Annotated in this window: 26 protein-coding genes; 10 read left to right on the top strand and 16 right to left on the bottom strand. The window is 40.7% G+C overall.

Annotated elements, in window-relative coordinates; translation table 11 throughout:
* Window positions 1–40: 40 nt before the first annotated feature.
* From KJK34_RS11960 to KJK34_RS11950, 3 genes are all read right to left on the bottom strand, one after another.
* Entirely contained in the window at window positions 41–1,093 is a 1,053-nt protein-coding gene (locus KJK34_RS11960) for an Omp28-related outer membrane protein (protein ID WP_223054124.1), read from the bottom strand.
* Between the two features lie 34 nt (window positions 1,094–1,127).
* Complete coding sequence (locus tag KJK34_RS11955; RefSeq protein ID WP_223054123.1) at window positions 1,128–1,853, bottom strand: T9SS type A sorting domain-containing protein; 726 nt, start codon at window positions 1,851–1,853, stop codon at window positions 1,128–1,130.
* A 102-nt stretch (window positions 1,854–1,955) separates the two neighbouring features.
* Window positions 1,956–3,428, bottom strand: coding sequence for a T9SS type A sorting domain-containing protein (locus tag KJK34_RS11950; protein ID WP_223054122.1), 1,473 nt, complete (start codon window positions 3,426–3,428; stop codon window positions 1,956–1,958).
* A gap of 281 nt (window positions 3,429–3,709) precedes the next feature.
* Between KJK34_RS11950 and KJK34_RS11945 the strand changes: the two genes are divergently transcribed.
* From KJK34_RS11945 to KJK34_RS11935, 3 genes are all read left to right on the top strand, one after another.
* A complete protein-coding gene (locus KJK34_RS11945) occupies window positions 3,710–4,186 on the top strand; it encodes a TlpA family protein disulfide reductase (protein WP_223054121.1) in 477 nt (158 codons plus the stop codon).
* 4 nt (window positions 4,187–4,190) lie between these two features.
* Window positions 4,191–5,906 carry a DUF6029 family protein gene (locus tag KJK34_RS11940; protein WP_223054120.1) on the top strand — a complete coding sequence of 572 codons (1,716 nt, stop codon included), beginning with the start codon at window positions 4,191–4,193 and terminating at the stop codon, window positions 5,904–5,906.
* Window positions 5,907–6,014: 108 nt separating this feature from the next.
* Window positions 6,015–6,989, top strand: coding sequence for a Gfo/Idh/MocA family protein (locus tag KJK34_RS11935; RefSeq protein ID WP_223054119.1), 975 nt, complete (start codon window positions 6,015–6,017; stop codon window positions 6,987–6,989).
* Window positions 6,990–7,147: 158 nt separating this feature from the next.
* Here KJK34_RS11935 and KJK34_RS11930 read toward each other — a convergent pair whose 3' ends face one another.
* Window positions 7,148–7,462, bottom strand: coding sequence for an HPF/RaiA family ribosome-associated protein (locus tag KJK34_RS11930; RefSeq protein WP_223054118.1), 315 nt, complete (start codon window positions 7,460–7,462; stop codon window positions 7,148–7,150).
* Window positions 7,463–7,675: 213 nt separating this feature from the next.
* On the opposite strand from KJK34_RS11930, the gene KJK34_RS11925 reads away from it, so the two are divergent.
* From KJK34_RS11925 to KJK34_RS11900, 6 genes are all read left to right on the top strand, one after another.
* Window positions 7,676–8,761, top strand: a complete 1,086-nt coding sequence (locus tag KJK34_RS11925; protein WP_223054117.1) for a mechanosensitive ion channel family protein — start codon at window positions 7,676–7,678, stop codon at window positions 8,759–8,761.
* Window positions 8,762–8,861: 100 nt separating this feature from the next.
* Window positions 8,862–9,617 (top strand): SDR family oxidoreductase, encoded by a 756-nt coding sequence (locus KJK34_RS11920; RefSeq protein ID WP_223054116.1) that lies wholly within the window; start codon window positions 8,862–8,864, stop codon window positions 9,615–9,617.
* A 25-nt stretch (window positions 9,618–9,642) separates the two neighbouring features.
* The gene (locus tag KJK34_RS11915) at window positions 9,643–11,859 is read left to right on the top strand and encodes a hypothetical protein (protein WP_223054115.1); all 2,217 of its coding nucleotides are present in this window, start codon (window positions 9,643–9,645) and stop codon (window positions 11,857–11,859) included.
* Between the two features lie 73 nt (window positions 11,860–11,932).
* Window positions 11,933–12,364: a response regulator gene (locus KJK34_RS11910; protein ID WP_223054114.1), complete on the top strand. Its 432-nt coding sequence runs from the start codon at window positions 11,933–11,935 to the stop codon at window positions 12,362–12,364.
* 62 nt (window positions 12,365–12,426) lie between these two features.
* Complete coding sequence (locus KJK34_RS11905; protein ID WP_223054113.1) at window positions 12,427–13,473, top strand: AI-2E family transporter; 1,047 nt, start codon at window positions 12,427–12,429, stop codon at window positions 13,471–13,473.
* A 48-nt stretch (window positions 13,474–13,521) separates the two neighbouring features.
* Window positions 13,522–14,241, top strand: coding sequence for a porin family protein (locus KJK34_RS11900; protein ID WP_223054112.1), 720 nt, complete (start codon window positions 13,522–13,524; stop codon window positions 14,239–14,241).
* A 1-nt stretch (window position 14,242) separates the two neighbouring features.
* Here KJK34_RS11900 and KJK34_RS11895 read toward each other — a convergent pair whose 3' ends face one another.
* The 5 genes from KJK34_RS11895 to greA all read right to left on the bottom strand — a co-directional run bounded on the left by KJK34_RS11895 (window position 14,243) and on the right by greA (window position 17,917).
* Window positions 14,243–14,860: a hypothetical protein gene (locus KJK34_RS11895; protein ID WP_223054111.1), complete on the bottom strand. Its 618-nt coding sequence runs from the start codon at window positions 14,858–14,860 to the stop codon at window positions 14,243–14,245.
* 3 nt (window positions 14,861–14,863) lie between these two features.
* Complete coding sequence (gene rpoN, locus KJK34_RS11890) at window positions 14,864–16,324, bottom strand: RNA polymerase factor sigma-54 (protein WP_223054110.1); 1,461 nt, start codon at window positions 16,322–16,324, stop codon at window positions 14,864–14,866.
* A 186-nt stretch (window positions 16,325–16,510) separates the two neighbouring features.
* Window positions 16,511–16,951 (bottom strand): lipocalin family protein, encoded by a 441-nt coding sequence (locus KJK34_RS11885; RefSeq protein ID WP_223054109.1) that lies wholly within the window; start codon window positions 16,949–16,951, stop codon window positions 16,511–16,513.
* 80 nt (window positions 16,952–17,031) lie between these two features.
* Window positions 17,032–17,421, bottom strand: coding sequence for an HIT family protein (locus KJK34_RS11880; protein WP_223054108.1), 390 nt, complete (start codon window positions 17,419–17,421; stop codon window positions 17,032–17,034).
* Between the two features lie 19 nt (window positions 17,422–17,440).
* Window positions 17,441–17,917, bottom strand: a complete 477-nt coding sequence (greA, locus tag KJK34_RS11875) for a transcription elongation factor GreA (RefSeq protein ID WP_223054107.1) — start codon at window positions 17,915–17,917, stop codon at window positions 17,441–17,443.
* A 159-nt stretch (window positions 17,918–18,076) separates the two neighbouring features.
* On the opposite strand from greA, the gene KJK34_RS11870 reads away from it, so the two are divergent.
* Window positions 18,077–18,508, top strand: a complete 432-nt coding sequence (locus tag KJK34_RS11870) for a Rieske (2Fe-2S) protein (RefSeq protein ID WP_223054106.1) — start codon at window positions 18,077–18,079, stop codon at window positions 18,506–18,508.
* A gap of 147 nt (window positions 18,509–18,655) precedes the next feature.
* Here KJK34_RS11870 and KJK34_RS11865 read toward each other — a convergent pair whose 3' ends face one another.
* The 7 genes from KJK34_RS11865 to pnuC form a co-directional block, all read right to left on the bottom strand.
* The gene (locus tag KJK34_RS11865; protein WP_223054105.1) at window positions 18,656–20,827 is read right to left on the bottom strand and encodes a TonB-dependent receptor; all 2,172 of its coding nucleotides are present in this window, start codon (window positions 20,825–20,827) and stop codon (window positions 18,656–18,658) included.
* A 281-nt stretch (window positions 20,828–21,108) separates the two neighbouring features.
* Window positions 21,109–21,462 carry a hypothetical protein gene (locus KJK34_RS11860; protein ID WP_223054104.1) on the bottom strand — a complete coding sequence of 118 codons (354 nt, stop codon included), beginning with the start codon at window positions 21,460–21,462 and terminating at the stop codon, window positions 21,109–21,111.
* Window positions 21,463–21,507: 45 nt separating this feature from the next.
* Window positions 21,508–22,686 carry a hypothetical protein gene (locus KJK34_RS11855; protein WP_223054103.1) on the bottom strand — a complete coding sequence of 393 codons (1,179 nt, stop codon included), beginning with the start codon at window positions 22,684–22,686 and terminating at the stop codon, window positions 21,508–21,510.
* Window positions 22,673–23,059, bottom strand: coding sequence for a hypothetical protein (locus KJK34_RS11850; protein ID WP_223054102.1), 387 nt, complete (start codon window positions 23,057–23,059; stop codon window positions 22,673–22,675). Before KJK34_RS11850 ends, KJK34_RS11855 begins: the two co-directional genes overlap by 14 nt.
* Before the next feature lie 140 nt (window positions 23,060–23,199).
* Entirely contained in the window at window positions 23,200–23,601 is a 402-nt protein-coding gene (gene arfB, locus KJK34_RS11845) for an alternative ribosome rescue aminoacyl-tRNA hydrolase ArfB (RefSeq protein WP_223054101.1), read from the bottom strand.
* A 57-nt stretch (window positions 23,602–23,658) separates the two neighbouring features.
* Entirely contained in the window at window positions 23,659–25,563 is a 1,905-nt protein-coding gene (locus KJK34_RS11840; protein WP_223054100.1) for a DUF4301 family protein, read from the bottom strand.
* Window positions 25,518–26,159, bottom strand: a complete 642-nt coding sequence (gene pnuC / locus KJK34_RS11835) for a nicotinamide riboside transporter PnuC (RefSeq protein ID WP_223054099.1) — start codon at window positions 26,157–26,159, stop codon at window positions 25,518–25,520. Before pnuC ends, KJK34_RS11840 begins: the two co-directional genes overlap by 46 nt.

Genomic DNA, 26,159 nt, shown 5'->3' with positions numbered 1-26,159 from the left:
CCGGTAACGGCAGCCCTTATCATATAGAAACAGAACAAATCTAAAACTCTTCAAATTCCTGGGTTTCTCCCGGATGGTTTCTCCTCACGTTTAGTGCGTGCCCCTGTGCATCTACCATAAACGCTACAAACTCAAGATTAGCAGCATTTTCTACCGTTGCAGGTATCTGGGCGGTAAAGCTTCTGGTGTAGGTTTCACCGGTTCTGGTTTCGGCGCTGCTTACGGCATCGCCAAGCAGGCTTGTTAAGCATCCCCTAAGCACATGGTTGTGTTCAAAGTTCTGAATAACATCTTCTCCGTTATAGTAAGTGGTATAATTGTGCTGTTTGTGAATAAGCCCGTTTTCAAGGACATATACTACCAACTTTAAGCCGTCAAAGTTTTTACCGAATTTTACATTAACATCAAGGTTTATAGTGTTACCGCTAACTGATGATGTCATGGCAACACCCAGTTTTGGGTTTTCGCCCTGCGTTAAGGCAATAGCCTGGTTAATATTGTTAGGCTCAGGGTAATTCCATTGTGTCATGCGGTTAAGCAGGCCTTTAGGGTATCCAGGTATGTTTATCATGTTCTCCAGTTCTGTAGAGTCATAAGTATAAGGGTCATAAGTTGGGTGGTTAGGGTTAAGGCTTGCACGGTGTATTGCTACCGGAACCACATTTTCTGTCTGGTTCATTACAAGCTCTATACCATAAGCTACCCTTGGGCAATAGCCACACCAAGTACCTGTATAGTCTTCAATCAGCAGGCGCTTGGTAAAGTTGGTTTCAGAACCGTCATGAAAGCGTACAGTAATAGGTTCTGTATCAAGCCCTGAATATTTTGCAACCACTTCATAATTCCCTACTGCTTCTGTAGTAAAAACAGCGCCTTCAATAGGGTTTCCCTGCACATAAATTACCGCTTCGGCAGTAAGGTCATTCCCCTCATTGTCTTTCACGGTAAAGGTAATTGGGTCACCCACAGTGCGTGCAGAACGGTCGGCTGTAAGCACAAGGCCATCAACCGAATCCAGTATCTGGTAGTCTTCTGTACATGCTGTCAGCAGTATAGAAAATATGGCAATAAACGCAAATAATTTCCTTTTCATTTTTTTGGTATTAGCCTCTTAAAGAGGTGTGTTGTTACTGCTTAACAACTCTTAGCTGTGCCGTTTTATTGTCTGCAGTTGTAAACCTCGCAATATAAACGCCTGTAGCAATGCCCGACATATCTATCAATTGCTCGCCTGTTGTTAATGCTGCTTTTTTAATAACCTGTCCATTAGTAGCATAAAATGTAACAGAAGCATTTTGCTGTGCTGAAACTTTTAAAGCATTACCAATTACTGTACTTTCTAAAGCTATGCCTGCTTTTTCAAGTGCTGCAAAATCTTCGGCAGATGCAGTAGGCTGGTAGCGATAAGTAAATGTAATAAGGTTCCCCTGCTCATTGCCTTCTGCGTCATATTCTACAAAAGAAATAGTATAAACAATTGGTGTTGTGCCATCACCCGGGTTATAGTTCCAGATATGATCGTCAGTAGATTCTGTAGTAGAGTTAGCAGGTATTTCAATTAAAAAGCTTGGTACTGTTAATCCCTCATATAAGGTATAAAGGCAAACGCCAAAGCAAAGCTGGACTTCGCTTCCATCTGTACCACTCATTTCATTTACCCTTGTCCTTAGACGAATAGTTTCGTTTGTGTTGTTGGTTACTGTAAATGTAAGCTTAGAACTTGCATCAAGCGTGTTAAAGGTAAATGTCTCGTTATCCTCAATTGTGCCTCCGCCGGTAACGTTCACCGTAATGTCTTGAGCCTGTACTATTCCGTAAATAAATAATGCAGTAAAAAGTAATAGTTTTTTCATTGTAAAAGTTTTTAATCAGCAATAAGTGTTAATGCAAAAAAGGCTACCGGGAGATTTTGCTCCCGATAGCTTCTTTAGTAAGAGTTGTAAAAATACTATAAATTATTTTATAACAAGCTTTTCAGTTTTCTCAAAGGTTTGTCCTTTAACCTGTGCAATATACATACCTGTTTGTAGCTGGCCAAGGTCAATACTTCCGCCGTTGTTTACCTGTGCAGCAGTATATACTACTTTTCCTGTAAGATCGGTAACAGTTACAGAAACAGTTTCTGATGTGTTAAAGTTAAACACCCCGTTAGAAGGGTTAGGATAAACCGCAAATGTAGTTGTTGTAAGGTTATCTCCTGCTGACAGTATTCCAGCAGTTTTGAATGCTGCATTTAAAGTCATGCTGTTACCAAAATTTCCTGCAGAGTAATCAAATACTGGTTCCGGCATACCCACGGAGTACACTTCAATACCATGTGCTGTGTTGCCTAAACTCCACCCGTCGCCATAGCTGTCAAGAAGTTCTACAGAAAAACAATCTGCTACACCGTCAGGTATTGCAACATAGTGTGTTTTTGTAGTGTTGGCATCAGGTCCGCCTGCACCTGCCGCTCCCGGACCTGCCTGGTATGGGCCGCCATTTGCTACAACACCGCCATTACTGTCTTTAATTCTCCATGACATTTCACCAGGATAGTTGTCTGTATGTACTAAAACCACAAGGCTGTTGTTGTCTGCAGTTTGCGGAATGTTTATATCAGCAACTTTTGGCTCGCTAAGTGGGCCGTCAAAAGGAGTTCCGCCGTTTACCTGCGATAATTCCAGGGTGTATTCAGAACTTTCATTTATAGTGATATTATCAAATGAAACCGTTCCTGAGCCATAAGTGCTTACATTGCCGGTAATAGCTGATGTAGCTATTGTGTTGCCGTTTTCTTTTAATACAATTTCGCCACTGGTAACAGGGTTAGTACCATAGTTAGTAAAATCAATATTAAAACCTACAGGAGAAGAAGCATCACAAATATCTAATGCTACATTTTCTATTTCTACATTATTTTGTGAACCTGTAAGTGCCTGGCTGCAACCATTTTGAACACTATTCCTTAGGTTAACAGCGTTTTGTGCACCTATTTCTGTTACAATACCGCTAGGGCAAATCCTGTAAACAGTCGGAAAGTAAGTAATCTGGTAAAGGCTCGCAATCTGCGCGCTGTCTATAATCGGATAAGGGTCTGTTGTCCAGTCACCCTGTGTGTTACCACCTGTTCCCTGCAGGTCGGCAAGGGTTGTAGCGCCGTCACCCTCAATAAAAAGTACTACAATTTCATCACTGCCATTTGGCCCGTAATTATTATAAAAATTCTTAAGTGCATGGCTCGCATGGTAGTTCCAGCAAGGGCCGCACCAGGTTGCCGAAATGTCAATAATTACAGTTTTTCCCTGGTCAAGGTACTCCTGAAGGTGGTGTACATTGCCATTAATGTCTGTTGCCGTAAAATCCGGGGCTGTGCTTCCGGCCGGCAATTGGGCATGTGCAGTAAAACCTGCCAATGCCATAAATCCAAGTAGTAGAGTTTTTTTCATAAAATATATTCAAAGTTGTTAGTTAGTAGAAAGTTTAACATTTGTATAACTAATTGTTATATTGATAACTTTTAGCTGTCGGATGGAAAATTTCATTCGAAAATATAGAAAAAAAGTAAACAACCAAAAATAATATCCAAAAATTTCTGAATTAATGGCAATCACTATTGCTTTAACATGCAGAAACATATTTTATTTATTCTTTACCGTGTATTACTGTGAAAAAATTTTTAATATTGCCCTGCAAACAACACTGTTTTTAAAAACATAACTATTTTATAATGAAAAAGCTATTACTGCTGTTGCTGATTATGGGATTTTCGGCCTATGCCCAAAAAGAAATGCCAAGCGTTACACTTAAGTCGGTAAACAACAAAACCCACAACGTAAAAAACGATTTCAGCGAAAAAGATAAACTGTATGTATTCTCCTTTTGGGCTACGTGGTGCGCCCCGTGTATCAACGAACTTGATGCCATTAAAGAGCAATATGCAGCCTGGAGCAAAGAACTTAATATGGAGGTTGTGGCAGTATCTGTAGATGATGCCCGTACCCAGAAAAGGGTTAAACCTTTGCTTAATGGTAAAAACTGGCCTTATACTATATTGTTAGATACCAACCAGGACCTTAAAAGGGCGCTCTCTATAGTAAATGTACCATATACTATAGTAGTTAAGAACAAAAAGGTGGTATATGTGCACAACGGTTACAGCCAGGGTGCTGAAAAAGAACTTTATAACAAACTGAAGGAGCTGTAATCTGATGAAGAATAAATTACTTTTCTTTTTGCTGCCTTTTGCAGCCTGTTCGCTCTATGCCCAGGATACAGAAACAGAAACTACCGAAGAGCAGCCAAAAGAGCGGCAGGAGGTAAGGGTATATGGCGGGTTCGAGTCGAATGTGCAGTGGTACCTTAATGATAAAGGCAGGAATATTGAGCAACCTGTTAACCCGATACGCTCTAACAATTACTTTCTTGTAAACTATCAGTACAGCCGCTTTACAGCGGGATTTCAGCTTGAAGCCTACGAGAGTGATGCATTGCTCAATTATAATCCCGGATTTACAGGTGCCGGACTGGGCACATATTACCTTAATTATAAAACAGGCAAGATAGATCTTACTGCAGGTTACTTTTACGAGCAGTTTGGTAGTGGCTTATTGCTACGTGCCTGGGAAGACAGGGCTTTGGGTATCAATACCGCTTTAAGGGGCGGCAGGGTACAATACCGCCCTTCAGAAAATGTGCGTTTAACGGCATTATTCGGCCAGCAGCGTACGGGCTTCGAAGTGTCAGACGGGCGTGTTTATGGTTTTGATTCGGAATTTAACCTGAGCAGCCTGTTTAAATTTGAAATGTCCGACCTTTCTGTGGGCGCATCTTATGTTGGGCGTTATGAGAGGGTAGATATACCTGACCCGAACTTTAATGAACTTACCAATGCGTTTGCCGGAAGGTTAAGCTTTATTCATAATTCCTTTTATTTTTCGGGAGAGTATAACTACATGCAGGAAGATGCCGTGCTTGATGTGCAAAACCGGATAAACAATAACTTTGTAAAGCCCGGAAATGCAATTCAGTTGAACTTTGGCTATACGGGTGACGGACTTGGTATTGATGCCACAGTAAGAAGGATAGAGAACCTGAAAATACTTACCGAAAGGGAACCGTCTTTTGTTGATGCCACATCATCAAGCCTTAACTTTAATGACAAAGTGCTTAACTATACCCCGGCACTTACCAAACAGCACCACTCTAACCTTGCCAATATATATGTATTTCAGGCGCAGGCTAAAGTAGATTTTATAGACCCGTCTATAATGAAAGCAGGGGAGACCGGCGGACAGATAGATATTTTCTACGAAATACCAAAAGAAACGCCACTTGGCGGCAAATACGGAACCAAAGTAGCCGTAAATGCGGCAAGCTGGTATAACCTGCCGGGCCAGTACAGGTTTACACCTGCAAATTATGATACCAACCTTTTTGGTGCGGGTAAAAAATACTTTTCTGACTACAACATAGAAATTAAGAAAAGGTTTACGGAAACACTCATAACCAATTTTTACTACATTAACCAGTATTATAACAAGCTTTGGCTTGAAGGCGGAGAAGAGGTTAATGCCAATATTGCAACAGGCGAGGTAATATATAACTTTGACACTACAAAATCCATTCGCTTTGAAGCCGAGCATATGTGGGCTGATGCTGATATGAAAAACTGGGCAGGCGGCACGGTGGAGGTTAACCTGAATGACACCTACTCTGTTTATGTGTGGGACATTTATAATTATGGTAATGACGACAGCAACAAGCAAACGCATTATTATAATGTGGGTGGCGCTTACCGCCACGGTGCCACAAGGGTAGCTGTTAATTATGGCAGGCAGCGCGGCGGCTTGGTGTGTGTGGGCGGTGTATGCCGCTTCGTACCCGAAAGTACAGGCTTTACCCTTGCATTAAGTACAGCTTTTTAATAACTAACTCTAACTATACTTCTATTTAAACCCTGCGTAAAACGCAGGGTTTTGCATTATGCACAGTTCAATTTTATATTTTTATATCCTGACTAACTACAAAACGTTATGGATAAGATAATAAGGCGGGGTATTATTGGCTGCGGCAGTGTTACCGAGCGTAAAAGCGGTCCGGCATATTATAAAACGGATAGCTTTGCGCTTCAGGCGGTAATGCGGCGCGATGCCGGAAAGGCTGCCGACTATGCCAAAAGGCATAATGTCCCTACTTTTTATACCGATGCGGAAGCGCTAATAAATGATCCGGCCGTAGATGCCGTGTATATTGCAACACCGCCCGATACACATAAATATTATGCGCTGATGGTGGCTAAGGCAGGCAAACCCTGCTGTATAGAAAAGCCCATGGCGCCACGCTATAAAGATTGTGTTACAATCTGTAATGCATTTCAGGATAAGGGGTTGCCGCTTTTTGTGGCTTATTACCGCCGCTCGCTGCCTCGTTTTGCAAAAATTGCCGAATGGATAAGCAGCGGTGCTATTGGAGAGATAAGGCACATTAGCTGGCTGTTAACCCGCACGCCTTCGGCTGTAGATGTATCAGGCGAATATAACTGGCGTACCGACAGCAATATTGCTACAGCAGGTTATTTTGATGATCTGGCAAGCCATGGCTTAGACCTTTTCATACACCTGCTTGGCGATGTCACAGATGCGAAAGGCATAGCAACTAACCAGCAGGGACTATATACCGCTAAAGATGCCATAACTGCATGCTGGATACATGAAAATGGTACAACTGGCTCGGCTTCATTTAATTTTGGGTGCCATACCCGCAGGGATGAAGCTGAAATTATGGGTAGTAAGGGTGTAATAAAATTTTCTGTATTTAACGAAGTGCCGCTTGTGCTTGAAAATGAAAGCGGGGTTACAGAAGTATTTATAGAGAATCCGGAGAATATACAATTATATCATGTCCGTAATATAAAGGAGCACCTGCTGGGTAATGCTGTGCATCCTTCTACGGGTGTAACCGCTGCACATACTGCCTGGGTTATGGACAAGATACTTGGAGCGTTATAAAAAAGAGGTTGTCTCAAAAGTGTCATTCTGAACGAAGCGGTAGCGAAGTGAAGAATCTTAAATAGTTGATTTAGTTAAGATTCCTCCTGTCGTCGGAATGACAAAATGCTGGTAAAAGCATTTTTGAGGCAGCCCCTTGTATTTAGTTTGTCGTATTTTTAATGTGCATTAAGTTTCCCGAAAGTATGCTCAAGTGCATGTTTAATCCTGTCCGTCGCGCCCGATACTGCTTTTTCTATTGTGTCGGCATGGTGCACAACTCCAACAGGTTTTAATCCTGCTACACGTGCCTCAATCATACAGCGTTTATCGCCGTCTCCGCCTTTGTTGCTGTTTTCATCGCCCAGGTGTACTTCAAGCCTAGTTATTTTGTCTTCATACTTTTTTAGCGCATTCTGCAAAATACCGCTAAAGTAGCTTTCCATTCTTTCGTGCCCTTCAATGTTCTTATCAGTGTTGATCTGTATTAACATGGTCTTTTATTTTGTGGTTATACACAAATATACTAACATTTACGGTTGCCTGTTATGACAAAAATCATAGTTAACTAAAGATTAAGTCTTTGTATGCAATCCGTTAGCATTTGTAGAACACCCTTCTTTTTTGTTAAGGTATTCTTTAATAGGTTTTCTTTAAAAACAGGGTTAACTAATTTTATATGCCAAATCAATAAAAGCAACTTATTTATGGATTTAGCAAACCTGGATTCAGACCTTATAAAATATATTATTTTTAGCGTTGCAGGGCTTGTGGTGGCATTTACAGTTATCTTTTTTATATTAAAAAAAGTAGGTAAAAATCCGCGTAATATACTCCCTGTAAACTTTGCACACCGCATTAAAGTCCCCCTCATACTCTTTATTATATCTCTGGTAATCCGCATAGGTGTTGCGGCAGATATTTTTGATGATTCCTATTCCGGCATAGTAGGGCACATTGGTATCCTGCTGCTCATCCTGAGTATTACGTGGTTCCTCATCATAATGGTAAGGGTGGTTAAGAGCGGGCTTATCAGGAAATATGATATAACAGCCGCTGATAACCTTGCAGCACGCCGCGTTTACACACAGTTTAATATCCTGGAAAGGGTTGCCGTTTTCGTGATAACTGTTCTGGCGATAGGTGCAGCGCTTATGAGTTTTGAAAGCATACAGTCGATAGGGGCAAGCGTGCTGGCTTCGGCAGGTATAGCGGGTATAATTATAGGTTTTTCGGCACAAAAAGCACTGGGTACCCTGCTGGCAGGAATTCAGATAGCCATAACACAGCCCATCCGGCTGGACGATGTTGTAATTGTAGAAGGCGAGTGGGGCAGGATTGAAGAAATAACACTTACTTATGTAGTAATAAGCATTTGGGATAAGCGAAGGCTTGTAGTACCCACCACATATTTTATAGATAAGCCCTTCCAGAACTGGACACGCACGACATCTGAAATTCTGGGCACGGTATTTATTTACACTGACTTTCATGTGCCGGTAGATGAGCTTAGGGGAGAGCTTACAAGGCTGCTGAATGACACACCACTTTGGGATGGTAAGGTAAATGTCATGCAGGTTACAGATGCAAAGGCTGATGTAATGGAAATACGGGCATTAATGAGTGCAAAAGATTCGGGCACAGCATGGGATTTGCGGGTTCATATACGGGAAAAGCTGATAGATTACCTGCAAAGAAACTATCCTGAAAGCCTGCCGCGCACCCGTGTTACAGTAATGAACAACGAAAGTGGCGACACTGATAAAAGCCTTATTAATAATAATTTGCCTTAAAGCATAAATCTATATTAAATATAACACTCATTACAAGCCGCCTTGCTACCTTTAAAATACACTAAAGGCTTTAGAATTGTTAAATTTTATATATAGGATTATGGAGAATATACAGGAATACCTGCCGCAACAAGTGCAGGGTAAAAAGGTTTTAATTTCCGGAGGAACAACAGGTATTGGCAGGGCAACAGCCGTTTTGCTGGCAAAGCTTGGCGCAACAGTAGCCGTGTTTGGCAGGCATGAGCAGGAGCTTAATGATGCGCTTCGCGATATTGAAGAACAGGCTGGCGTTACTGTTATCGGCTTTACAGCAGATACCGCTAAAGAAGAGGATATCAAAAAAATATTTGATACTGTTAAGGAAGAATTGGGGGGGCTTGATGTACTGATAAATAATGCCGCGATAGGCTTCGGCAGTGTGACGGATGGCGGTTATAAAGACTGGGAGTATGCCGTAAAAACCAATTTGCTGGGTTATCTTGCCTGTGCGGGTGAGGCCATTAAAATCATGAAAGATAACGGTGGGGGGCATATTGTGAATATTGGCTCTATGAGTGCAGATGTGAGGGAAGAAAAAAGTGCGGTTTATGTGGCTACAAAGTCAGGCATACAGGGTTTCTCAGAAGCGTTGCGCAAGCAGGTAAACCCCGACGGCATTAAAATAAGCCTTATTGAGCCCGGCGCTGTAGATACCGACATGCAACAGCAGGACACCGAAAAGAAACGTGAAGAAGTTGCATCAGGAAAGATGCTAAAGGCAGATGATATTGCCATGGCTGTGCTGTACTGCATTTCGCAGCCAAAACGTTGTGATGTGGTAGAGCTTAAAGTAAGGCCGCACCTTCAGCTTATTTAGTAGTAAAAATTTAAATTCGTTTGTTATGAAGCCAATTTCTGCATCAACGGCGGCAGCGCAAAGGGATTTGGAAACCTGTAACCCCCTGTTCGAAAAAGAACTGCGTGGTTATACATTTATGCTTTGTGCTACACAAAACGGGCTTTTGGTAAAAGTGTTGTGGCCCAAAGGATCGGGTATGGCATTCAGGCCTGTATATACTCCTGCCGGGCCTATGGAACTGTTGAGTATATCAGAAGATGATGAAAAAAATAGTATAGTTAATGTAAAAGATGCCACAGGTACATATACATCAAAAATATCTATTATAGAGGATGATTATCTGTACCTGAAGTATGAAACGGTTTATACCCCTGCTTTTGATGTTCATATACCGCATTCCCCCCGCGACATTATGCCTGTAACAAAAAGCGGCAGCCTTCAAAATACGTCGGGCGAAATCCATGTCCATCAGGTGGGTACTTGTTCAGGCCTTCTCTTTATGAGTATGCAGAAACCTGCTACGGGGTCGGTTTTTTATTTTCAGAACCTTACATCGTTGAACGATTATTGCAATGCTACCGAAACATCTGCGGCAGAGCTGGTAGGAGGGCAGTGGCCCGAAACAGGCTTCAGGCTCCCGCATAGTACAGACAAGCCCTTACCCGGTGGGGAAAAATTTAAAATAAGTGATGCATCCATAATCCTTTCAGAAAATATTCCGGGTGATGATTTTGAGATAACGCAGCAGTTTATAGATTACCTTGCAGCCATATACCTTAAACTACCCAGGCCACAAACAAAATACTACCCGTGGCCTGAAATTGTACATAAAGGGCTTGAAGGGCTTATCAATCATAAAGGCTGCTGGAAGTTTGTAGGCGGGCGCTCATATCTTAATGCGTATGTAAGCGATTATGATAACCCTCCTGAAATTATGGTTCAGCTTGCGGTGTTGATGCCGCTAATTGATTATGACCTTTGGAGCGGTGAAGACCACAGCTATTTAATTAACACACTTAAAGACGGGCTTCCTGCATTTTATGATGAGCAATTAAATACAATTGTACGCTGGCACCCCAAATGGCAAGACAAGCTGGATGGTGCTGAAGAACAAAAAAAGCCGGAACTGATGGATTCCTGGTACCTGCACCACCCGCTGATGAACCTCTCACGGCTTGCCCTTAATGGTGATGAGCAGGCAAAAAAATTAGTTTTAGAATCTGTTGGCTATGCAATAAAAGTGGCAAAGCATTTTAATTATGAGTGGCCTGTGTTTTATAAAATGTCAACCCTTGAAGTTATTAAGGCAGAAACAAAAGAAGGCGAAGGTGGTGAAAAGGATGTTCCCGGTGCTTATGCACACCTTATGATACAGATATGGCAGCTAACCGGTGACAGGTATTACTTGAACGAAGCCGTACGGGCAGCTAAAAAACTGAAGGGGCTCGGCTTTTCTATATTTTACCAGGCAAATAATACTGCTTTTTCTGCAGGGGCAATGCTGCGGCTGTATAAAGAAACAAAAGATGAAACCTTTCTTAACCTGAGTTATGCCTGTATAGCCGCGATACTTAAAAATGTACAGCTGTGGGATTGCGGCTACGGGTATGCGGCACATTATCCTACTTTCTTTTCTGTTTATCCGCTTAACGACGCACCATATACCGCGGCTTATGAAGAGCAGGAGGTATTTGCGGGACTGCATAATTATCTTAAAGAAGCTGAGGGTATAGATATAATGCCATCGGTAAGGCTGCTGGTGGCTGAAATGATTAAATTTCTGATTAACCGCATGCCTTTTTATTACCCGCCAATGCTGCCGCAGGAGGTGTTGTCGGGAGAGGTAAAAACGGGAGAGATAGACCCCAATCTGTGGATAGCACTGGAAGACCTTCAGGATGGCTGGAACAAATCGGGGCAGGTGGGACAGGAGGTATATGGCGCAGGCATAGCATTTGGGGTGTTGCCGCGGCAATACCATAAAATTAAAAATGAAAATTTTATGGTATATACCGATTATCCGGTAAGAAAGATAACATCATATAAAAAATCGGCTACAATAACCCTTAACGGAGACCCGAGGCTTGAGTGCTGCTTAATTCTTATTGCGCGCGAGGATGCCAAACTTCCTGATTTTAGTGTAACCATGCTTTCTGGCAAAAACGGGGTTGCCTTGCGGGGAATAGAAAGTGATGGGGCAAAGCAGAAAAGTATATCATTTGCGGTAACAGGTAATAGTACCGTAAAAATTAAATGGTAAAGTTTAAGGGCTTATATCTTGCTGTCTGCTTTATAATTAGTATTTTTATTTACAAACGCAAAAAGATACCGTTATGAATAAAACAAGCCCCATAGTGTTAGTGGAGGATGATGCAGATGATAAAGAAGTTTTTGAAGATATTGTAAAAGAGCTGGGATATGAAAATCCTGTGGTTTGGTTTGATACTACACTTAAAGCGTATGATTATCTTAAATCGACTAAAGATCCTGTTTTTATAATCTTCAGTGATATCAACATGCCTTATGAAAGCGGGCTCGAGTTTAAATGCAGGATAGACTCTGATGATTACCTTCGCAAAAAGAGCATACCTTTTGTTTTTTATTCTACCACCGTAAACCAAAAGGCTGTTAATGAGGCTTACATTAAAATGACGATACAGGGTTTTTTTCAGAAAGGTGATGATTACAAAGACATGAAAGAACTTATTTCTATCATACTTAAATACTGGACATACTGCCATCACCCCAATGCCAGCGAATATTAAAGTTTCCTAAAAAACTTTTGGTTTTGTTACAGGATAAATACCTTTAACTAAAACCTTACACTATGAAACTCGGAAGCAAGATTCTTTACGGGGGCGCAGCTTTTTTAATAGGGATATATTTCCTGTTTCTATGCCTTGCTGATGGTAAGCCCTTCCTTGCGCCATTTGTTACTGCTGTTATACTTTCGCTGCTTATGGTGCCGGTATCAGCAAAGCTCGAAAAGTGGGGCTTTAAGCGTGTATATGCTTCGTTAACAAGTACTATATTCCTGCTGTTGCTAAGTATTGGCTTTGCTTTTATTGTCTCGCTACAGATATCGCAGTTCCTGAATGACTGGGACAAGGTTAAAGAGCGCATGATGCCCCATGTAGAACAGTTAGAGCAAAAAGTATATTCCAATACTCCTATAGACAAGCAGGATCTTAAGCTGCAGGATTCTATTTCGGCAAAAAGTGTTGGCAAGCGTGCGCTTGGCTTTATAAACAGTTTCTATTCTTTCATGGGCGATTACCTGCTCACCTTCATCTATATTTTCTTTTTACTGAACTACCGCAGTAAATTCCGCAAATTTTTCATAAAGCTGTTCCCTGATGAAAAAAAGCAGGAGGTCTCTCAGGTTTTAGGCGAAACCGCTTCTATAACCCAGGGTTATCTTTTCGGTAAATTCCTGCTCATGATTTTCCTCACGGTGCTTTATGCAATAGGTATGGGTGTTTCGGGCGTAAGCAATTTTATAGTAATAAGCATACTTGCCGCGCTGCTTACCATAATTCCGTACATTGGTAATATTATTGGTTTTGTACTGGCTATCGGGTTGGGCTATGTTACTAATGGCGATACCGGTGCACTTATAGGCATTATTGTAACATTTACGGTTGGGCAGTTTGTGGAAAGCTACATCTTACAACCGTATGTAGTAGGAGAGAAAGTAAACCTCGACCCTTTAATGACTATTATAGCCGTTGTTGCAGGAAGCCTCCTGTGGGGTGTTATAGGCATGATTTTATCAGTTCCTGTACTTGCTATAGCCAACGTGATTTTCGGCCATGTAGAGCCTTTAAAACCGTTTGGTTACCTGTTGGGCAACAACAGCCAAAAAGATAGCTGAAGTATAAGCAAAACTTTCGCATATTTGTAAATAATTCAATACGGCTCCATGCGACTGCTACATACCTTTATTTTATTGCTTACAGGCCTGGCATGTGTTGCACAGACTGAGGAAGAAATGCCTGTAACGGATACAGACAGTATTACAACTTTTTCTGACCCAAAATACCGTGAAGACCAATTTTATGCATCTGTTTCGTATATACTGATGCAGAACAAGCCCGGTGATTATTCGCAAAATTCTTTTTCTACAGGTATCTCTTTCGGCTTTTTAAGGGATATTCCCGTTAACGAAACGCGAACCTATGCCATTGCAGTTGGTTTGGGCTACGCTTACAGCAATATAAAGCATAATCTTAAAATCACGGAAGCAGCAGGTGCAATGCTGTATGAAGAACCCAACAGCAATGATTTTGACAAGAACAAGCTGGTGCTGCATTGCTTAGAGCTGCCGATTGAATTCCGCTGGCGGAATTCAAACAGTTCAAGCCATAAGTTCTGGAGGGTGTACACAGGCTTTAAAGCAAGTTACCTTTTTGCCGATAAGGCTCAATTTTACCCGTTAAGCGGAGGCAGTACCAAAGTAAAGGGCAATGACGATATGAACAGGCTTTTATATGGTGCTTATATAGCGACAGGGTGGAACACGTGGAACTTTTATGTGTACTACGGGCTCAACCCGCTTTTTAATAAAGATGCTAAACTGGACAACGGGCAGCAGGTAAACCTTAATGCTGTTAACTTCGGGCTTATGTTTTATATACTGTAACCTAAACTACAGGAAACAGCCATGCAAACCACAATAACACCTGCGGCACAATACCAATAAGTGCTCCCAGCAAAATACCGCTTAGTGTATGCTCCTTTACTAAAAGCCTGGCAGATGCCACAAAACCGCAGCAGGTTATAAGTGTCGCAATTATCCATAACAACTGTATGTGGTAATAGGCAGAAATACTGATAACAAATACCGTTAACGATGACACCCCAAGCACATGCAGGCTTATTTTGTAGTTGAATAAAACCAGGGCTAAAGCGCCTGTTATACTGATAAGGCTGCCAAGGAAATAATAATAAAGTTCGGGCAGTACAAAGTCGGCGAGGCTGTGCTTGATGAGTATAAAGAGCAATACTGCATATATGGCCAGCGGAAGCCTGCGTTCTTTTTTGTCGAGCAGCATCCGCGTTTTAATAAGCCCCAGCGAGCGCAACAGGTAAAATATAGATACCGGGAGCAATACCGTAACTATAAGCACCTGTATAAACACAAGGTACACCTCATGGGTATGGAAGTAATTGATAGTTATTAAAAAGTAGAAAAGCGTAGCATATACCGGTATAAGCAGTGGATTGAAAATGTATGAAAAAATAAGTGCCGGCTTTTTCATCTGCTATATTTTCTTGCGCATGCGGGCAACGGGTATATCAAGCTGTTCGCGGTATTTTGCAATTGTCCTTCGGGCTATAGGGTAGCCTTTGTCTTTAAGTATTTCGGCAAGCTTATCATCAGGGAGTGGTTTCCTTTTATCTTCGTCCTCAATAACGTTTTGCAGTATCTTTTTAATTTCAATGGTAGAAACATCTTCTCCTTGGTCGTTTTTCATGGCTTCAGAAAAGAATTCCTTAATCAGCTTGGTGCCATAAGGGGTTTCTACATATTTGCTGTTAGCCACACGGGATACTGTAGATATATCAAGCCCGACAAGGTCGGCAATATCTTTAAGTATCATCGGCTTAAGCTTGGTTTCGTCTCCGGTAAGGAAATACTCTTCCTGAAAATGCATTATGGCATTCATGGTAACAAAAAGCGTTTCCTGCCTTTGCCTTATGGCATCTATAAACCATTTGGCAGAGTCCAGCTTTTGCTTGATGAACTGCACCGCATCCTTCTGTGCATTCGATTTTTCGCGCGAATCTTTATAGCTCTGCAGCATTTCCTGGTAATCCTTGCTCACGTGGAGCTCCGGAGCATTCCTTCCGTTTAAAGACAGTTCCAGCTCGCCATCAATAATCTTAATACTAAAATCAGGCACAACATGTTCAACCGCTTTGTTGCTGTCATAAGCGCCGCCCGGCTTAGGGTTCAGCCTTTCAATCTCGTCAATTGCTTTTCGCAACTGCTCCTGCGATATATCATATTTTTGCAGCAACTTGTCATAATGCTTTTTGGTAAAAGCATCAAACTGGTTTTCTATAATGTCTATGGCAAGCTCTATGGCTTCGGTAGGCGTTTTGTGCTTAAGCTGGAGCAAAAGGCATTCCTGTAAATCGCGAGCGCCAACACCTGCGGGCTCTAACTGGTGAATAACGTGCAGTATGTTTTCTACAGTCTGCTCATCGGTATAAATGCCCTGAGTAAAGGCCATATCATCCACAAGGTCGGCTATGCTGCGCCTTATATATCCTGTGTCGTCTATACTTCCCACTAAAAATTCGGCAATATCCCTTTCGTTTTCGCTCAGTATAAAAGTATTTAGCTGGTCGGTAAGGCTTTGGTGAAAGCTCACATTTGCCGCAAAGGGCATACTCCTGTCTTCATCATCATCGCTATAGTTGTTTGCCTGTAGCTTGTAGTTGGGTATCTCGTCGTCGCTAAGGTATTCGTCTATATTAATCTCGTCGGCATCAATCCTTTCGTTGTCATAGTCGTCATATTCATCGTAGTCGTCATTTCCAAAATCGTCTGCGTCATATTCTTCTTCCCGACCCGATTCTAATGCCGGGTTTTCTACCATTTCTTCCTTCAGGCGTTGCTCAAAGGCCTGCGTAGGCAGTTGTATCAGCTTCATGAGCTGGATTTGCTGCGGAGATAATTTCTGCGATAACTTTAACTGTAAATTCTGCTTGAGCATAAATACTGTAAATTTTCTGTATAAAATTACAAAAAAGCACCTTTACAACCCTTCGGTTTTTTGATAAAATTAATACTGCCTTTTCTTAGGGTATAATTTTTGATACTAAGGTGCATTCATTAAAAAAGCGGGAAATTATTCCCGCTTTTCCTGATTTGATTTCGTTTTCTTGATTGATGAAAGAAACTATGGCTGGCTGGTATAAGTCTGGGTAACGGTTTCGGGAGTACCATCTTCATCATAATCATACTGAGATTCCAGTACCAATGTTTCAGATGTCAGCCTTTTTACATTCGCCCCAAGTGTAAACCCTGCCATGTTTATTACAATGTTTTTGCTTGTTACATTATAAGTTCCGGGTATTGTTTCTGTTTCCGGTGTGTTGCCGTTACAATTCCATACATCAACATGGCTTACAGTGCCTGTAGTAGTAAACTCTACATAATCTTTACCGCAGGTTTCATGGTCGTCATAAGGTATGGTTTCACCATTTACCCTGTCCGATACATAGTACCACTTTTTGGTGGTAAGCAAAGACATGTTTACATTATTTGAATTGTCATCGTCTGATGAACATGAGGCCATAAAAAGCCCTGCTAAGCCTAAAGCTAAAAATTTGTGTTTCATAAAAATTTAATTAACGTTTTATTAATTTGAAAAATGCATTAACAAAGCGTGTGCCAAATTTTTATGATTTTAATAATCGTTTAAAGATTTTTGCTTATAGAATCTGCAAGTGCCTGAAATTCTTCTTTTTCCAGTTTAACTTTATTAACAAACCTGAAGTCGTCCATATCATTAAGCGGTATAAGGTGCACATGCACATGGGGTACTTCAAGGCCCACAACGGCCATACCCACGCGTTTGCAGGGCACGGTTTTTTCTATGGCATGGGCAACTTTATAGGCAAACTGCATAAGCCCGGTATAAAGTTGCTCATCCATATCAAATATTTTGTTTATCTCCTGCTTGGGTATGCACAGCGTATGACCTTTTGCGTTAGGATTTACATCTAAAAATGCAAGGAAGTTATCATCTTCCGCTACTTTGTAGGCCGGTATTTCGCCGTTTACAATTTTAGTGAATATAGTGCTCATACGTCTGTAGTTTTAGGAGTTAGTCTCTGGTTATTTCAAGTATCTCAAAATTAAGCGTGCCGTTAGGTACTTTTATTTCAGCCACCTCACCTACAGATTTGCCCAAAAGCCCTTTGCCAATAGGTGATGTTACGGATATCTTTCCGGCTTTAAGGTCAGCTTCGCTCTCGGCAACAAGCGTATATTTCATTTCCATGCCGTTGGCACGGTTCTTAATTTTAACAGTGCTAAGTACAAGTGCCTTGCTTACGTCCAGCTGAGATTCGTCTATAAGGCGTGCGTTGGCTACAAGCTCTTCCATTTTAGCAATTTTAAGCTCAAGCAGGCCCTGTGCCTCCTTTGCGGCATCATATTCTGCATTTTCAGATAAGTCTCCTTTATCCCTTGCCTCGGCTATTGCCTGAGATGCTTTGGGCCTTTCTATACTTTTTAGCTGGTCAAGCTCATCCCTTAGTTTTTTTAATCCTTCGGCTGTGTAGTAAGATACTGTACTCATAACTTCATTGTTTATATAAATAGAAAAAATCCCATTCGCAACGGGATTTCTTTCTGCAAAGATAATATTTTTTTAATTCGTCTGTTTTTAACTATGTGCAATAGCACCTGTCAAAGTTAATTAAATTAAATTTGTTTCATAATTATTATGCAAAATTTTATGAATATAGCTAAATACCTGTGTGTGCTTGCTGTTACGCTTTTTATATGCAGCTGCAGTAATGATGATAACAGGTACCGTAACCCAAACCTGCCCGATTATAATTTTGCGGTAGATATAGATATGAACCTGCCCCAGTACAGCCAGCTACTGTTTACCGGTAACGTGGTTTATGTTAACCAGGCGGGCATAGGCATAAACGGTGTTTATATAATTAACACAGGTGGCGGCTTTGTTGCTTATGAAGCAAGCTGCCCCAACCAGCCCTTAACTGACTGCTCCCGCTTGCAACGTGATGGCGTTATAGCAACCTGCCCGTGTGACGGCGCCGAATATAACCTGTTTAGCGGTGAAGCCGAAGGCCAGAGATATACGCTAAAGCCTTACCGTGTTGAAATTACAGGAGAGAATAAGATAAGGGTGTCGAATTAAAAAAGGTCTGTCTCAAAAGAATTATAGCCTATTGTCATTCTGACGAAGGAAGAATCTCTTCGAATAATTGTTGAGATTCTTCACTTCTTTTCATTACGTTCAGAGTGACACCTTTGAAACAGCCCTTTTTTGCTATGTCTAAATATCTTAAAACTTTAATGTTGCCCCTACAAGAAAGTTGATACCTGCCTGCGGGTAATAATAAGGGTCGCCCCACATATAGCCGTTAGATACATATTCTGTATCAAACATATTGTTTAGCAACCCGCTAAATACGATTGACTTAAATATCTTTTCTGTTTTAAGCTCGTAGCTTATGTTGAGGTCGTTCACGAAGTAGCTGTCCAGCTTTGCGTTGCCCGACTCATAGTTGTCCATATACTGCTCACCAACATATTTGCTCAGCAGAGCTATCTGTAAGTTTTTGTATGGAAGGAATATAAGCTGGTTGCCTGCTATCACGCCCGGTGAAAAGGCGATTTCAGTATTACCCAGGTCTTCAGGGCCATTTTCCCCTTCAATAAAAAAGTCAACATTTTTATTGATGCTCAACGCAATGTTTGGGCGAATGATTAAAAAGTCTGCCGCATAAGCTGTTATGTCTGCCTCAAGCCCTGTGCGGTAACTGTCGCCGCTGTTGGTATATACCGGGGCACCTACGTCATTAAGTGCGCCTGTAAGAACCAACTGGTCTTTATAGCGCATGTAGTAAGCGTTTACGTTTACAGCATTACGCCCCTGCTTATAGCGCCAGCCAAGCTCAAAATCGTTCAGCGTTTCGGGTTTTGTGCTACCGCTTTCGTAATCCGCACGGCGCGGCTCTTTGTTTGCCCTCGCATAGCTGAAGTACAGGTTATTGTTGTCATTTATCCTGTAGGTTAAACCTGCCTTCGGGTTATAAAAGTTAAAGGTGTCATCTACTGCAACTGGTGTAGCGGCACTTTCCAGTACATTGTCTGCCTGGTAACGCACACGTCGGTACTGCATATCCCCAAAGAGACTAATGCTTTCGCTTACGCGATAGTTCGCCTTGGCAAAAACATTAAAGTCGGTTTTGTCGGCATTGTTGTCATAATAGCGGTCATCACGCTCAAAATCGCCTGAATACCTCGCCCAGATTATGTTGCCGAAATGCGCCCCTTCATACTTATTCCACGCACCCCCAAACACTACATCCCACGCCTCATCTTTATAGTTGGCAGAAAATGTAGTACCGTAAAAATCATTATCCAGCCATTTTTGGGTGATAAGGTCTTCTTCTGTAATCAGTTCGCCGTTTATTGTTATATCATCAAGCCCGTAATCGGCATACGTGTCATTATCGCGGTAATTTTCATAATAGCCTTTCCCTATTGTGTAATGCAGCGCTACATTGGTACTCCAGTTGTTATTTAAACTTTCATTCCAGTGCAGTTGATAATGATCCTGCTGGTAATTATCGGTTTCGTTGTCATAAAAACGGACATTGCCTTCATTATCAGTGTACATTCCCGAATAGTTAAAACGCCTGTTTTCAGCCATCGTGGCGGCATCTATCCCGTTCCATGCCTGATAGGTGCGTTCTGTTCCGCCAAAAACAAGTGCTTTTATAAGTGTAGAGCCATATACATACGTTCCCTGCAGGAAGTATGATTTAAGGTCGGACTCTGCCCTGTCGATATAACCGTCAGAGGCAATATTGCTGAGCCTTCCCGCAATTTCAAAACGGTCGTTCATGAGCCCGGTGCTGAACTTTACAGTGTGTTTGCGCGAGTTGAAACTACCAAAGCTATTAGAAATCTCGCCACTCGAGTTTTTGCTGTAAGCATCGGTAAGCAGGTTAAGGCTTGCGCCAAAAGCGCCTGCCCCGTTAGTAGAGGTACCCACACCGCGCTGTAGCTGTATATTCTCTACAGATGAGGCAAAGTCGGGCATATTAACCCAAAATGTACCGTGCGATTCGGCATCATTGTAGGGTATGCCGTTAAGGGTAACGTTAACGCGGCTTGCGTCGGCGCCACGTACACGTATGCCTGTGTAGCCAATGCCATTGCCCGCATCGGTAGTGGTTACTACAGATGGCAGATAGTTAAGCAGCAGGGGGATATCCTGCCCCAGGTTTCTCGGGGCAATCTCCTCTTTGCTCACGTTGCTAAAGGTTACGGGTGTTTGTGCGTTTACGCGCACGGCCTGCACCAGTACCTCATCGAGTTTGTAGTCAGAGACCTGTGTGGTGTCCTGCTCCGGTGTGTTTTGTGCGGCAGCGCCAACAGAAAACATTGCAAGTGCAACCCTTAAAACGGTTTTTTTGCTGTTTGCAGAAGTGAATAAAGTTTTCATTCGTAACTATGTGTTTACGAATAAAAGGGGCAATTATTCCTTTTTAAAGTTAATAATAAAATGATTCAGTGGCTTAAGGCCGGCGTGCACTCCTGTACCTTTTCGCCTTTCCCTTGGCGGCATTACCCGCCCAGGTTCTTTGGGTATGATCTCAGCCCGTGATTTAGGGCACCCCTTTGAGACAGCGCAAAAGTAATAGTTTTATTTCAGAATCGGGAAATTAAAGCACAGTTTCCTGAATAATTTTTGGTAACTATATCCTTTTTTACACCAAATGTGAGTTAGACTTCTTGATAAGGTAGTAGCATATTTATTTCAAATTTTAAATTGGAAGAAGTTTGATTTGACTCTGTAGCAGAATTTTTTCCTCCAAAATTAATTACTTGTAATTTAATACCACCTCCAGTTTCATTACTATTATTACTAGATACAACAACATCTATATCAAAATCAATTTTAGTAATTATTCTTTTACGGTGGTCGTTTGGATAAGTAATGCAATTTTGTGACACCTTATCATCAGTAGGTACTAATGGATTAATTACCGCATTACTTTCGTTAGCAAATTCTTGTGTACTATTTACCCCTTTAATTATAGATTTAATCGTTTCGCTTATGAATGTTTCAAGTTCCATACTTAATTATTTAGTCTTAAAGGCTAATGTAATAAAAAAGCCCCTTTATTTGGGAGCTTCATACTTTTCATATTTTAACATGTACCTTTTTATATCTTCCTTATTGACTACAGTTTCAGGGTGATATAATGTTTTTACTGTAAAAACATATTCTTCCTTCCCTAAGTTTACTTTATCTTCAATAAGCGAATTTATTAGTGATAGTTCAAATTTACCAGATATTGGCTTTACTTCGTCAATAGGAAGAATCTTAAACGATGGCTCTTTTGATGTTAAATCAATTTCGAAGAATCTACCAACTATCTCTTCTACATCCTCAATTACATCAAAAGTTTCATCAATTACTTTTTTAGCAATAATGGCTTTCTCTTTGTTTATATAACTTTTTCGAACATATGATTCAATTGGATTAGCATAAGCTGTAGTTAAATCGGCATTGTTATCAATTATAGCTTTTATTATAGATTTATAATGTACTATATATGAGCTATCCTGTGTTTGAGAAACAATTGATATAAAATCTTCTTTTTCTTGAGCATTTAATAACTTAGTTAGTATATCAAGAGCTTTTTTTTCTTTATCAAGAAATAAATCGTGAGAATAGTTTACCTCAATAGTAATGCCTAATGAACTATGTCTCAAGTTTGAAAATGCTATATATTTGTCAGCATTTCTATTGTCAAATCCCACTAATTTTTTTATCATTTCTACTATTGGTGTAAACACCTTATATAGTGCGTATGGCTTAATATTTTCAATAAGATTTTGACCATGAAGATAAAAATCAAATACAAGTTTCTGTGCCTGTATTGAATAGTTGATCAAACTTTCATCTTCAATTATTTCTTCTGCGTCATATGCAACAAAATAGTTAATTGGTATAAAGCTTACATCGAAAGATTCTGCTGGGATTAAATAACTTTCTAATAGTTTCCCAGTTTTTACAGAAAACTTAGTGATTATAAAGGTTTGATTCTCCGATGTCTCAAAAACCTCCCTTACAGATAAACTTTCAGAAGCAAGTAATGAAAATTTTCGTTCAGAAATTTGAATATATATTCGCTGCTCATATTCTGAGTCTTCCTCAATTAAGTAGCTAATATACCTATTACCTATTAGGTCGCGTTCAAGCAATAGGTATGGTGCACCTGAGAAATCAAGAGCTTCTACAACTTTAAAATTGTAGGTAATATCAGGTATCCTATATCTATTATCTATCTCCATCAATCTTTATAACTTGAGTTGGAGAAAAATCTTCAAACTTCCATGAATCGTAAAACCATACGCTGTAATGCCCATTTCGGGAATTTAGTTCACATACACCGTGACTCTTGTTTAATTTGTACTCACCAATAAATTTTCCTTGCAAATTCGAAGAACGCTGAATAGCGTTCAATGCGTTCTCCTTACTATTGAAAAAGGATAACGCATAAGCCTTACAAAGCTCTTTATACCTTTCATTTTCTGGATTAAGATAACAATAGTTTCTAAAATCCTCTACAGATGGAGTTTCTTCCGATAGAATACGATAAACTTCAGTTTCTTTCTCAAAAGCTTTTTTAGGCGGACAATTTTTAGGTAATTCGTCTTTCCACATATTGACGTATATAACTGACTCAAAGATATATAAAAAACAATATGTTGCTGATTTTTATTTTTCTTTAAATTTTCTCACTTCCATTAAAGCCTTATTAAATTTAGAAAGAGGTTTTTGTTTTCTGCCGTTCTCTATGTTTTCTATTGTCGCGGCTTTCTCCTCGATTGTTTAATATCCGACTGTCTCCGTTTGTTTTCGAGCCTTTTCTTTACAACAGCTTTAGGTACTTTGGTGGGAGTACGCTTTTTAGGTACAGTAAGCGCATTTTGTATAACCTGCAAAAAACGCTTGATAACCAGTTCCTTATTTCGTAACTGGCTGCGGTCTTCATCACATTGCAATATCACTACCTTATCATTGGTAAGGCGTGATGCAAGTTTGTCTTCGGCAAGGGCTTTTTCCTCATCTGTAAGGGCATTGCTTTGCTCAAGGTTAAAACTTAATACCACTTTGCTGGCGACTTTGTTTACATTTTGACCGCCCGCGCCACTGCTGCGCACTGCCTTAAAATCAAGTTCCTGTATAATGAGGTCTTTATTCATGTTTATTTCAGATCTAAGATTTCAGAATATTGATCTAAAATCATCAATCATAGATTACTATTGCGGCTGGTGCGCCGGCTTTAATAAATCATTTACCGTTTTAACAGGGTTAAACGTTTCGAGAGGTACTTCCACAAAAACCGTTATCCAGCCTGCCATAGCGCCATTCCAAAGTCCCGGCAGTTCGTAAGATTTTACATCTTTGCCCAGGCGGTTTTTTTGTACTATAAACCCAGTAGCGTTATCTACATACTGTGTGAGGTTAAACTTGTTGCCCTTATAGTCTTTAAGTCCGCACACTAAATCTACAGGGTTAAAATGCGTGGACTGCGAGAATATCTGCTTTTGGTTTTTGTTGTCCATGTCTATCTGTGAGCTTTCTACAATTTGCAGTGAAAGCCTGCCTTTTTCTTCTTCCACCCAAAACGGGCCGCCACCCGGTTCGCCTTCGTTTTTTACCATGCCGCAAACACGTATGGGCCTGTTAAGCAACTGGCGTGCATATTCCACCTTGTTTTCAGTGGTAAATTTATGCACGTCAGAAGGTATGTGCTGCGAAAGCTGCTCTTTGGCAAAAGTAAATATCTCGTTTACTTCTTCTTCGGTAATGCCGCCTTCGTCTATACGTTCCAGGAAAATAAACACCTGCTCCTGAAGCTCTATAAGCCCGCCTGCAAGCGCTTTTTTGTAAAGCGATATCAGTTCTATATTGTTATGGCTAACATTGTCTATATTCTTTATAAAAACAATATCGGCATCCAGCTCATTCAGGTTTTCTATGAGTGCACCATGCCCTCCGGGACGGAACAGTATGCTGCCATCATCTTCCCTGAACGGCTTGTTCTCCATATCTACTGCAAGGGTATCGGTACTCTTGTGCTGGTATGAAAAGCTGAAGTTTATTTCTGCATCGGTAGTTTTCCCGACAGCATCCTTTGCTTCTTTAACGGCATCAAGAAAACCGTTAAGGTGTTCTTCAGATATGGTGAAATGCAAATTGGTTTTATTTTGCGACACTGCATAGCCAATGCTTTCCTTAAAATGTTCGCATACCGGTGTAGCAACATGATCATCGTACTTGTGAAAAGGGAGTATGCCTTTCGGCTTGTTCGCAAAATCAAAATTCCCGTCCTGCAGCATAGTACGAATAAAGTTGTAAGCGCGTGTGCTTTTGCTCCATTCGTTATACTCAGAAGCCTTTCTTACCGCTTCGGCAATATCATTAAAAAAGGCAAATTTTTCAAGCCCCACTAAAAAAACGTTAAGTTCATTGTCGTTTTTGCGGTTTACATAAGCGTTTAAAGTATCTTCTTCAGGGTTAAAATCGGCCATAAACTCATTCAGGAACTTAAACATGCGGGTAGCTGCACCCGATGCCGGTATAAATTTCATGAGCTTATAATTGTCTTTTTTCTTGTCGAAGTATTCGGCATATTCTTCAGCCGATTTTTTAGGTAACTTAAAAATACCGTCATTTATAGTTGCAGGCTTCTTAAGGCTTATCTTGGTTATGCCATCCCTGAATATAGTAATCTGGTCTTTTATTTTTTCTACACAAATACCTTTTTCATGTATCTGTGTATAATCGCTGATACTGAAGCCAAGCTGTAATGCTTTTTCAACATTGTTCAGGAGCGTTGCGCAATAATCGGCAAAGGTATCTTCGCTGCTTTCGGCAACTATATAATTTGCACCTTTTCTTTCAAGGCGGTTTATAAGTTGCTTTACTGTGTCTGTGGCCGTATTTCCCGTTGCTATGATGGCAAGCTTGTTCTCGGCGAATTTATTTTTTTTGGTAAGTGCAGTTTCAAAATCATAGCTTTTAAAAGCATACTCCCTCTTTGGGTTGGCATCTATAGTTGCAGCAAGGCTTTGTGCTATGTTTTGCGCGTTTTGCTGATTATCGGCGTAGATTATTATGTTGACAGTGCCGGTGTATTGTTTTGTAATTTTTTTCTCCATGATATATAACCAAATATGGCAACTATGGTTAAAAATATATATAATATGCTGGATAGGGTATAGCCTTTATAAAAGAAAAGCGGAATGGCAATAACATCTCCTGCTATTAAAAAAAGCCAGTTCTCTAATTTCCTTTTGGCAAGCAGCCACATCCCTATAAAAAAGAGCCCTGTGATAAAAGTATCTACATAAGCCCACCAATGGCTGAATTTCTCAAAATAAACATATACAGCCGACACAAATATAACCGAAACAATAAATATCTGAATGCTTTTTAAGTTATCTTTTGCAGTCATTTCAGTTATTTTAAGTAAATCCTCATCAGCTTTATTTTTACGGCTCCACAGGTACCAGCCGTATATGCTCATAGCGAAATAATAGGCATTTATGATAAGGTCGCCATATAAATCCCAGTGGTACAGCAGGTAAACATAAATTGCCGTGCTTATAATGCCTGTTGGGTAAACAAGTATGTTGTTGTGCTTAGAATAGAAGACGCTGATAATGCCGAATATAACCGCAATAGCCTCTAAGATAATATTGGTTGTGCTGTAACTTTGATACTGGCTGAAAAGAAGGTCAAAAAAATCGGTCAT

The organism is Flavobacterium coralii (assembly GCF_019891545.1).
Taxonomy (GTDB): domain Bacteria; phylum Bacteroidota; class Bacteroidia; order Flavobacteriales; family Flavobacteriaceae; genus Flavobacterium; species Flavobacterium coralii.
The sequence above is the reverse complement of the archived record's forward strand: the minus strand, read 5'-3'. Positions and strand labels throughout refer to the sequence as shown.

Coding starts and splice junctions, on each gene's coding strand:
- KJK34_RS11930 (WP_223054118.1), bottom strand. CDS start 7,462: ATGTTAATACAGATCAACACTGATAAGAACATTGAAGGGCACGAAAGA.
- KJK34_RS11900 (WP_223054112.1), top strand. CDS start 13,522: ATGCGACTGCTACATACCTTTATTTTATTGCTTACAGGCCTGGCATGT.
- KJK34_RS11880 (WP_223054108.1), bottom strand. CDS start 17,421: ATGAGCACTATATTCACTAAAATTGTAAACGGCGAAATACCGGCCTAC.
- KJK34_RS11855 (WP_223054103.1), bottom strand. CDS start 22,686: ATGGAGATAGATAATAGATATAGGATACCTGATATTACCTACAATTTT.
- KJK34_RS11960 (WP_223054124.1), bottom strand. CDS start 1,093: ATGAAAAGGAAATTATTTGCGTTTATTGCCATATTTTCTATACTGCTG.
- KJK34_RS11895 (WP_223054111.1), bottom strand. CDS start 14,860: ATGAAAAAGCCGGCACTTATTTTTTCATACATTTTCAATCCACTGCTT.
- KJK34_RS11955 (WP_223054123.1), bottom strand. CDS start 1,853: ATGAAAAAACTATTACTTTTTACTGCATTATTTATTTACGGAATAGTA.
- rpoN (WP_223054110.1), bottom strand. CDS start 16,324: ATGCTCAAGCAGAATTTACAGTTAAAGTTATCGCAGAAATTATCTCCG.
- KJK34_RS11915 (WP_223054115.1), top strand. CDS start 9,643: ATGAAGCCAATTTCTGCATCAACGGCGGCAGCGCAAAGGGATTTGGAA.
- KJK34_RS11950 (WP_223054122.1), bottom strand. CDS start 3,428: ATGAAAAAAACTCTACTACTTGGATTTATGGCATTGGCAGGTTTTACT.
- KJK34_RS11910 (WP_223054114.1), top strand. CDS start 11,933: ATGAATAAAACAAGCCCCATAGTGTTAGTGGAGGATGATGCAGATGAT.
- arfB (WP_223054101.1), bottom strand. CDS start 23,601: ATGAATAAAGACCTCATTATACAGGAACTTGATTTTAAGGCAGTGCGC.
- KJK34_RS11870 (WP_223054106.1), top strand. CDS start 18,077: ATGAATATAGCTAAATACCTGTGTGTGCTTGCTGTTACGCTTTTTATA.
- KJK34_RS11905 (WP_223054113.1), top strand. CDS start 12,427: ATGAAACTCGGAAGCAAGATTCTTTACGGGGGCGCAGCTTTTTTAATA.
- KJK34_RS11850 (WP_223054102.1), bottom strand. CDS start 23,059: ATGTGGAAAGACGAATTACCTAAAAATTGTCCGCCTAAAAAAGCTTTT.
- greA (WP_223054107.1), bottom strand. CDS start 17,917: ATGAGTACAGTATCTTACTACACAGCCGAAGGATTAAAAAAACTAAGG.
- pnuC (WP_223054099.1), bottom strand. CDS start 26,159: ATGACCGATTTTTTTGACCTTCTTTTCAGCCAGTATCAAAGTTACAGC.
- KJK34_RS11840 (WP_223054100.1), bottom strand. CDS start 25,563: ATGGAGAAAAAAATTACAAAACAATACACCGGCACTGTCAACATAATA.
- KJK34_RS11945 (WP_223054121.1), top strand. CDS start 3,710: ATGAAAAAGCTATTACTGCTGTTGCTGATTATGGGATTTTCGGCCTAT.
- KJK34_RS11860 (WP_223054104.1), bottom strand. CDS start 21,462: ATGGAACTTGAAACATTCATAAGCGAAACGATTAAATCTATAATTAAA.
- KJK34_RS11885 (WP_223054109.1), bottom strand. CDS start 16,951: ATGAAACACAAATTTTTAGCTTTAGGCTTAGCAGGGCTTTTTATGGCC.
- KJK34_RS11865 (WP_223054105.1), bottom strand. CDS start 20,827: ATGAAAACTTTATTCACTTCTGCAAACAGCAAAAAAACCGTTTTAAGG.
- KJK34_RS11920 (WP_223054116.1), top strand. CDS start 8,862: ATGGAGAATATACAGGAATACCTGCCGCAACAAGTGCAGGGTAAAAAG.
- KJK34_RS11925 (WP_223054117.1), top strand. CDS start 7,676: ATGGATTTAGCAAACCTGGATTCAGACCTTATAAAATATATTATTTTT.
- KJK34_RS11935 (WP_223054119.1), top strand. CDS start 6,015: ATGGATAAGATAATAAGGCGGGGTATTATTGGCTGCGGCAGTGTTACC.
- KJK34_RS11940 (WP_223054120.1), top strand. CDS start 4,191: ATGAAGAATAAATTACTTTTCTTTTTGCTGCCTTTTGCAGCCTGTTCG.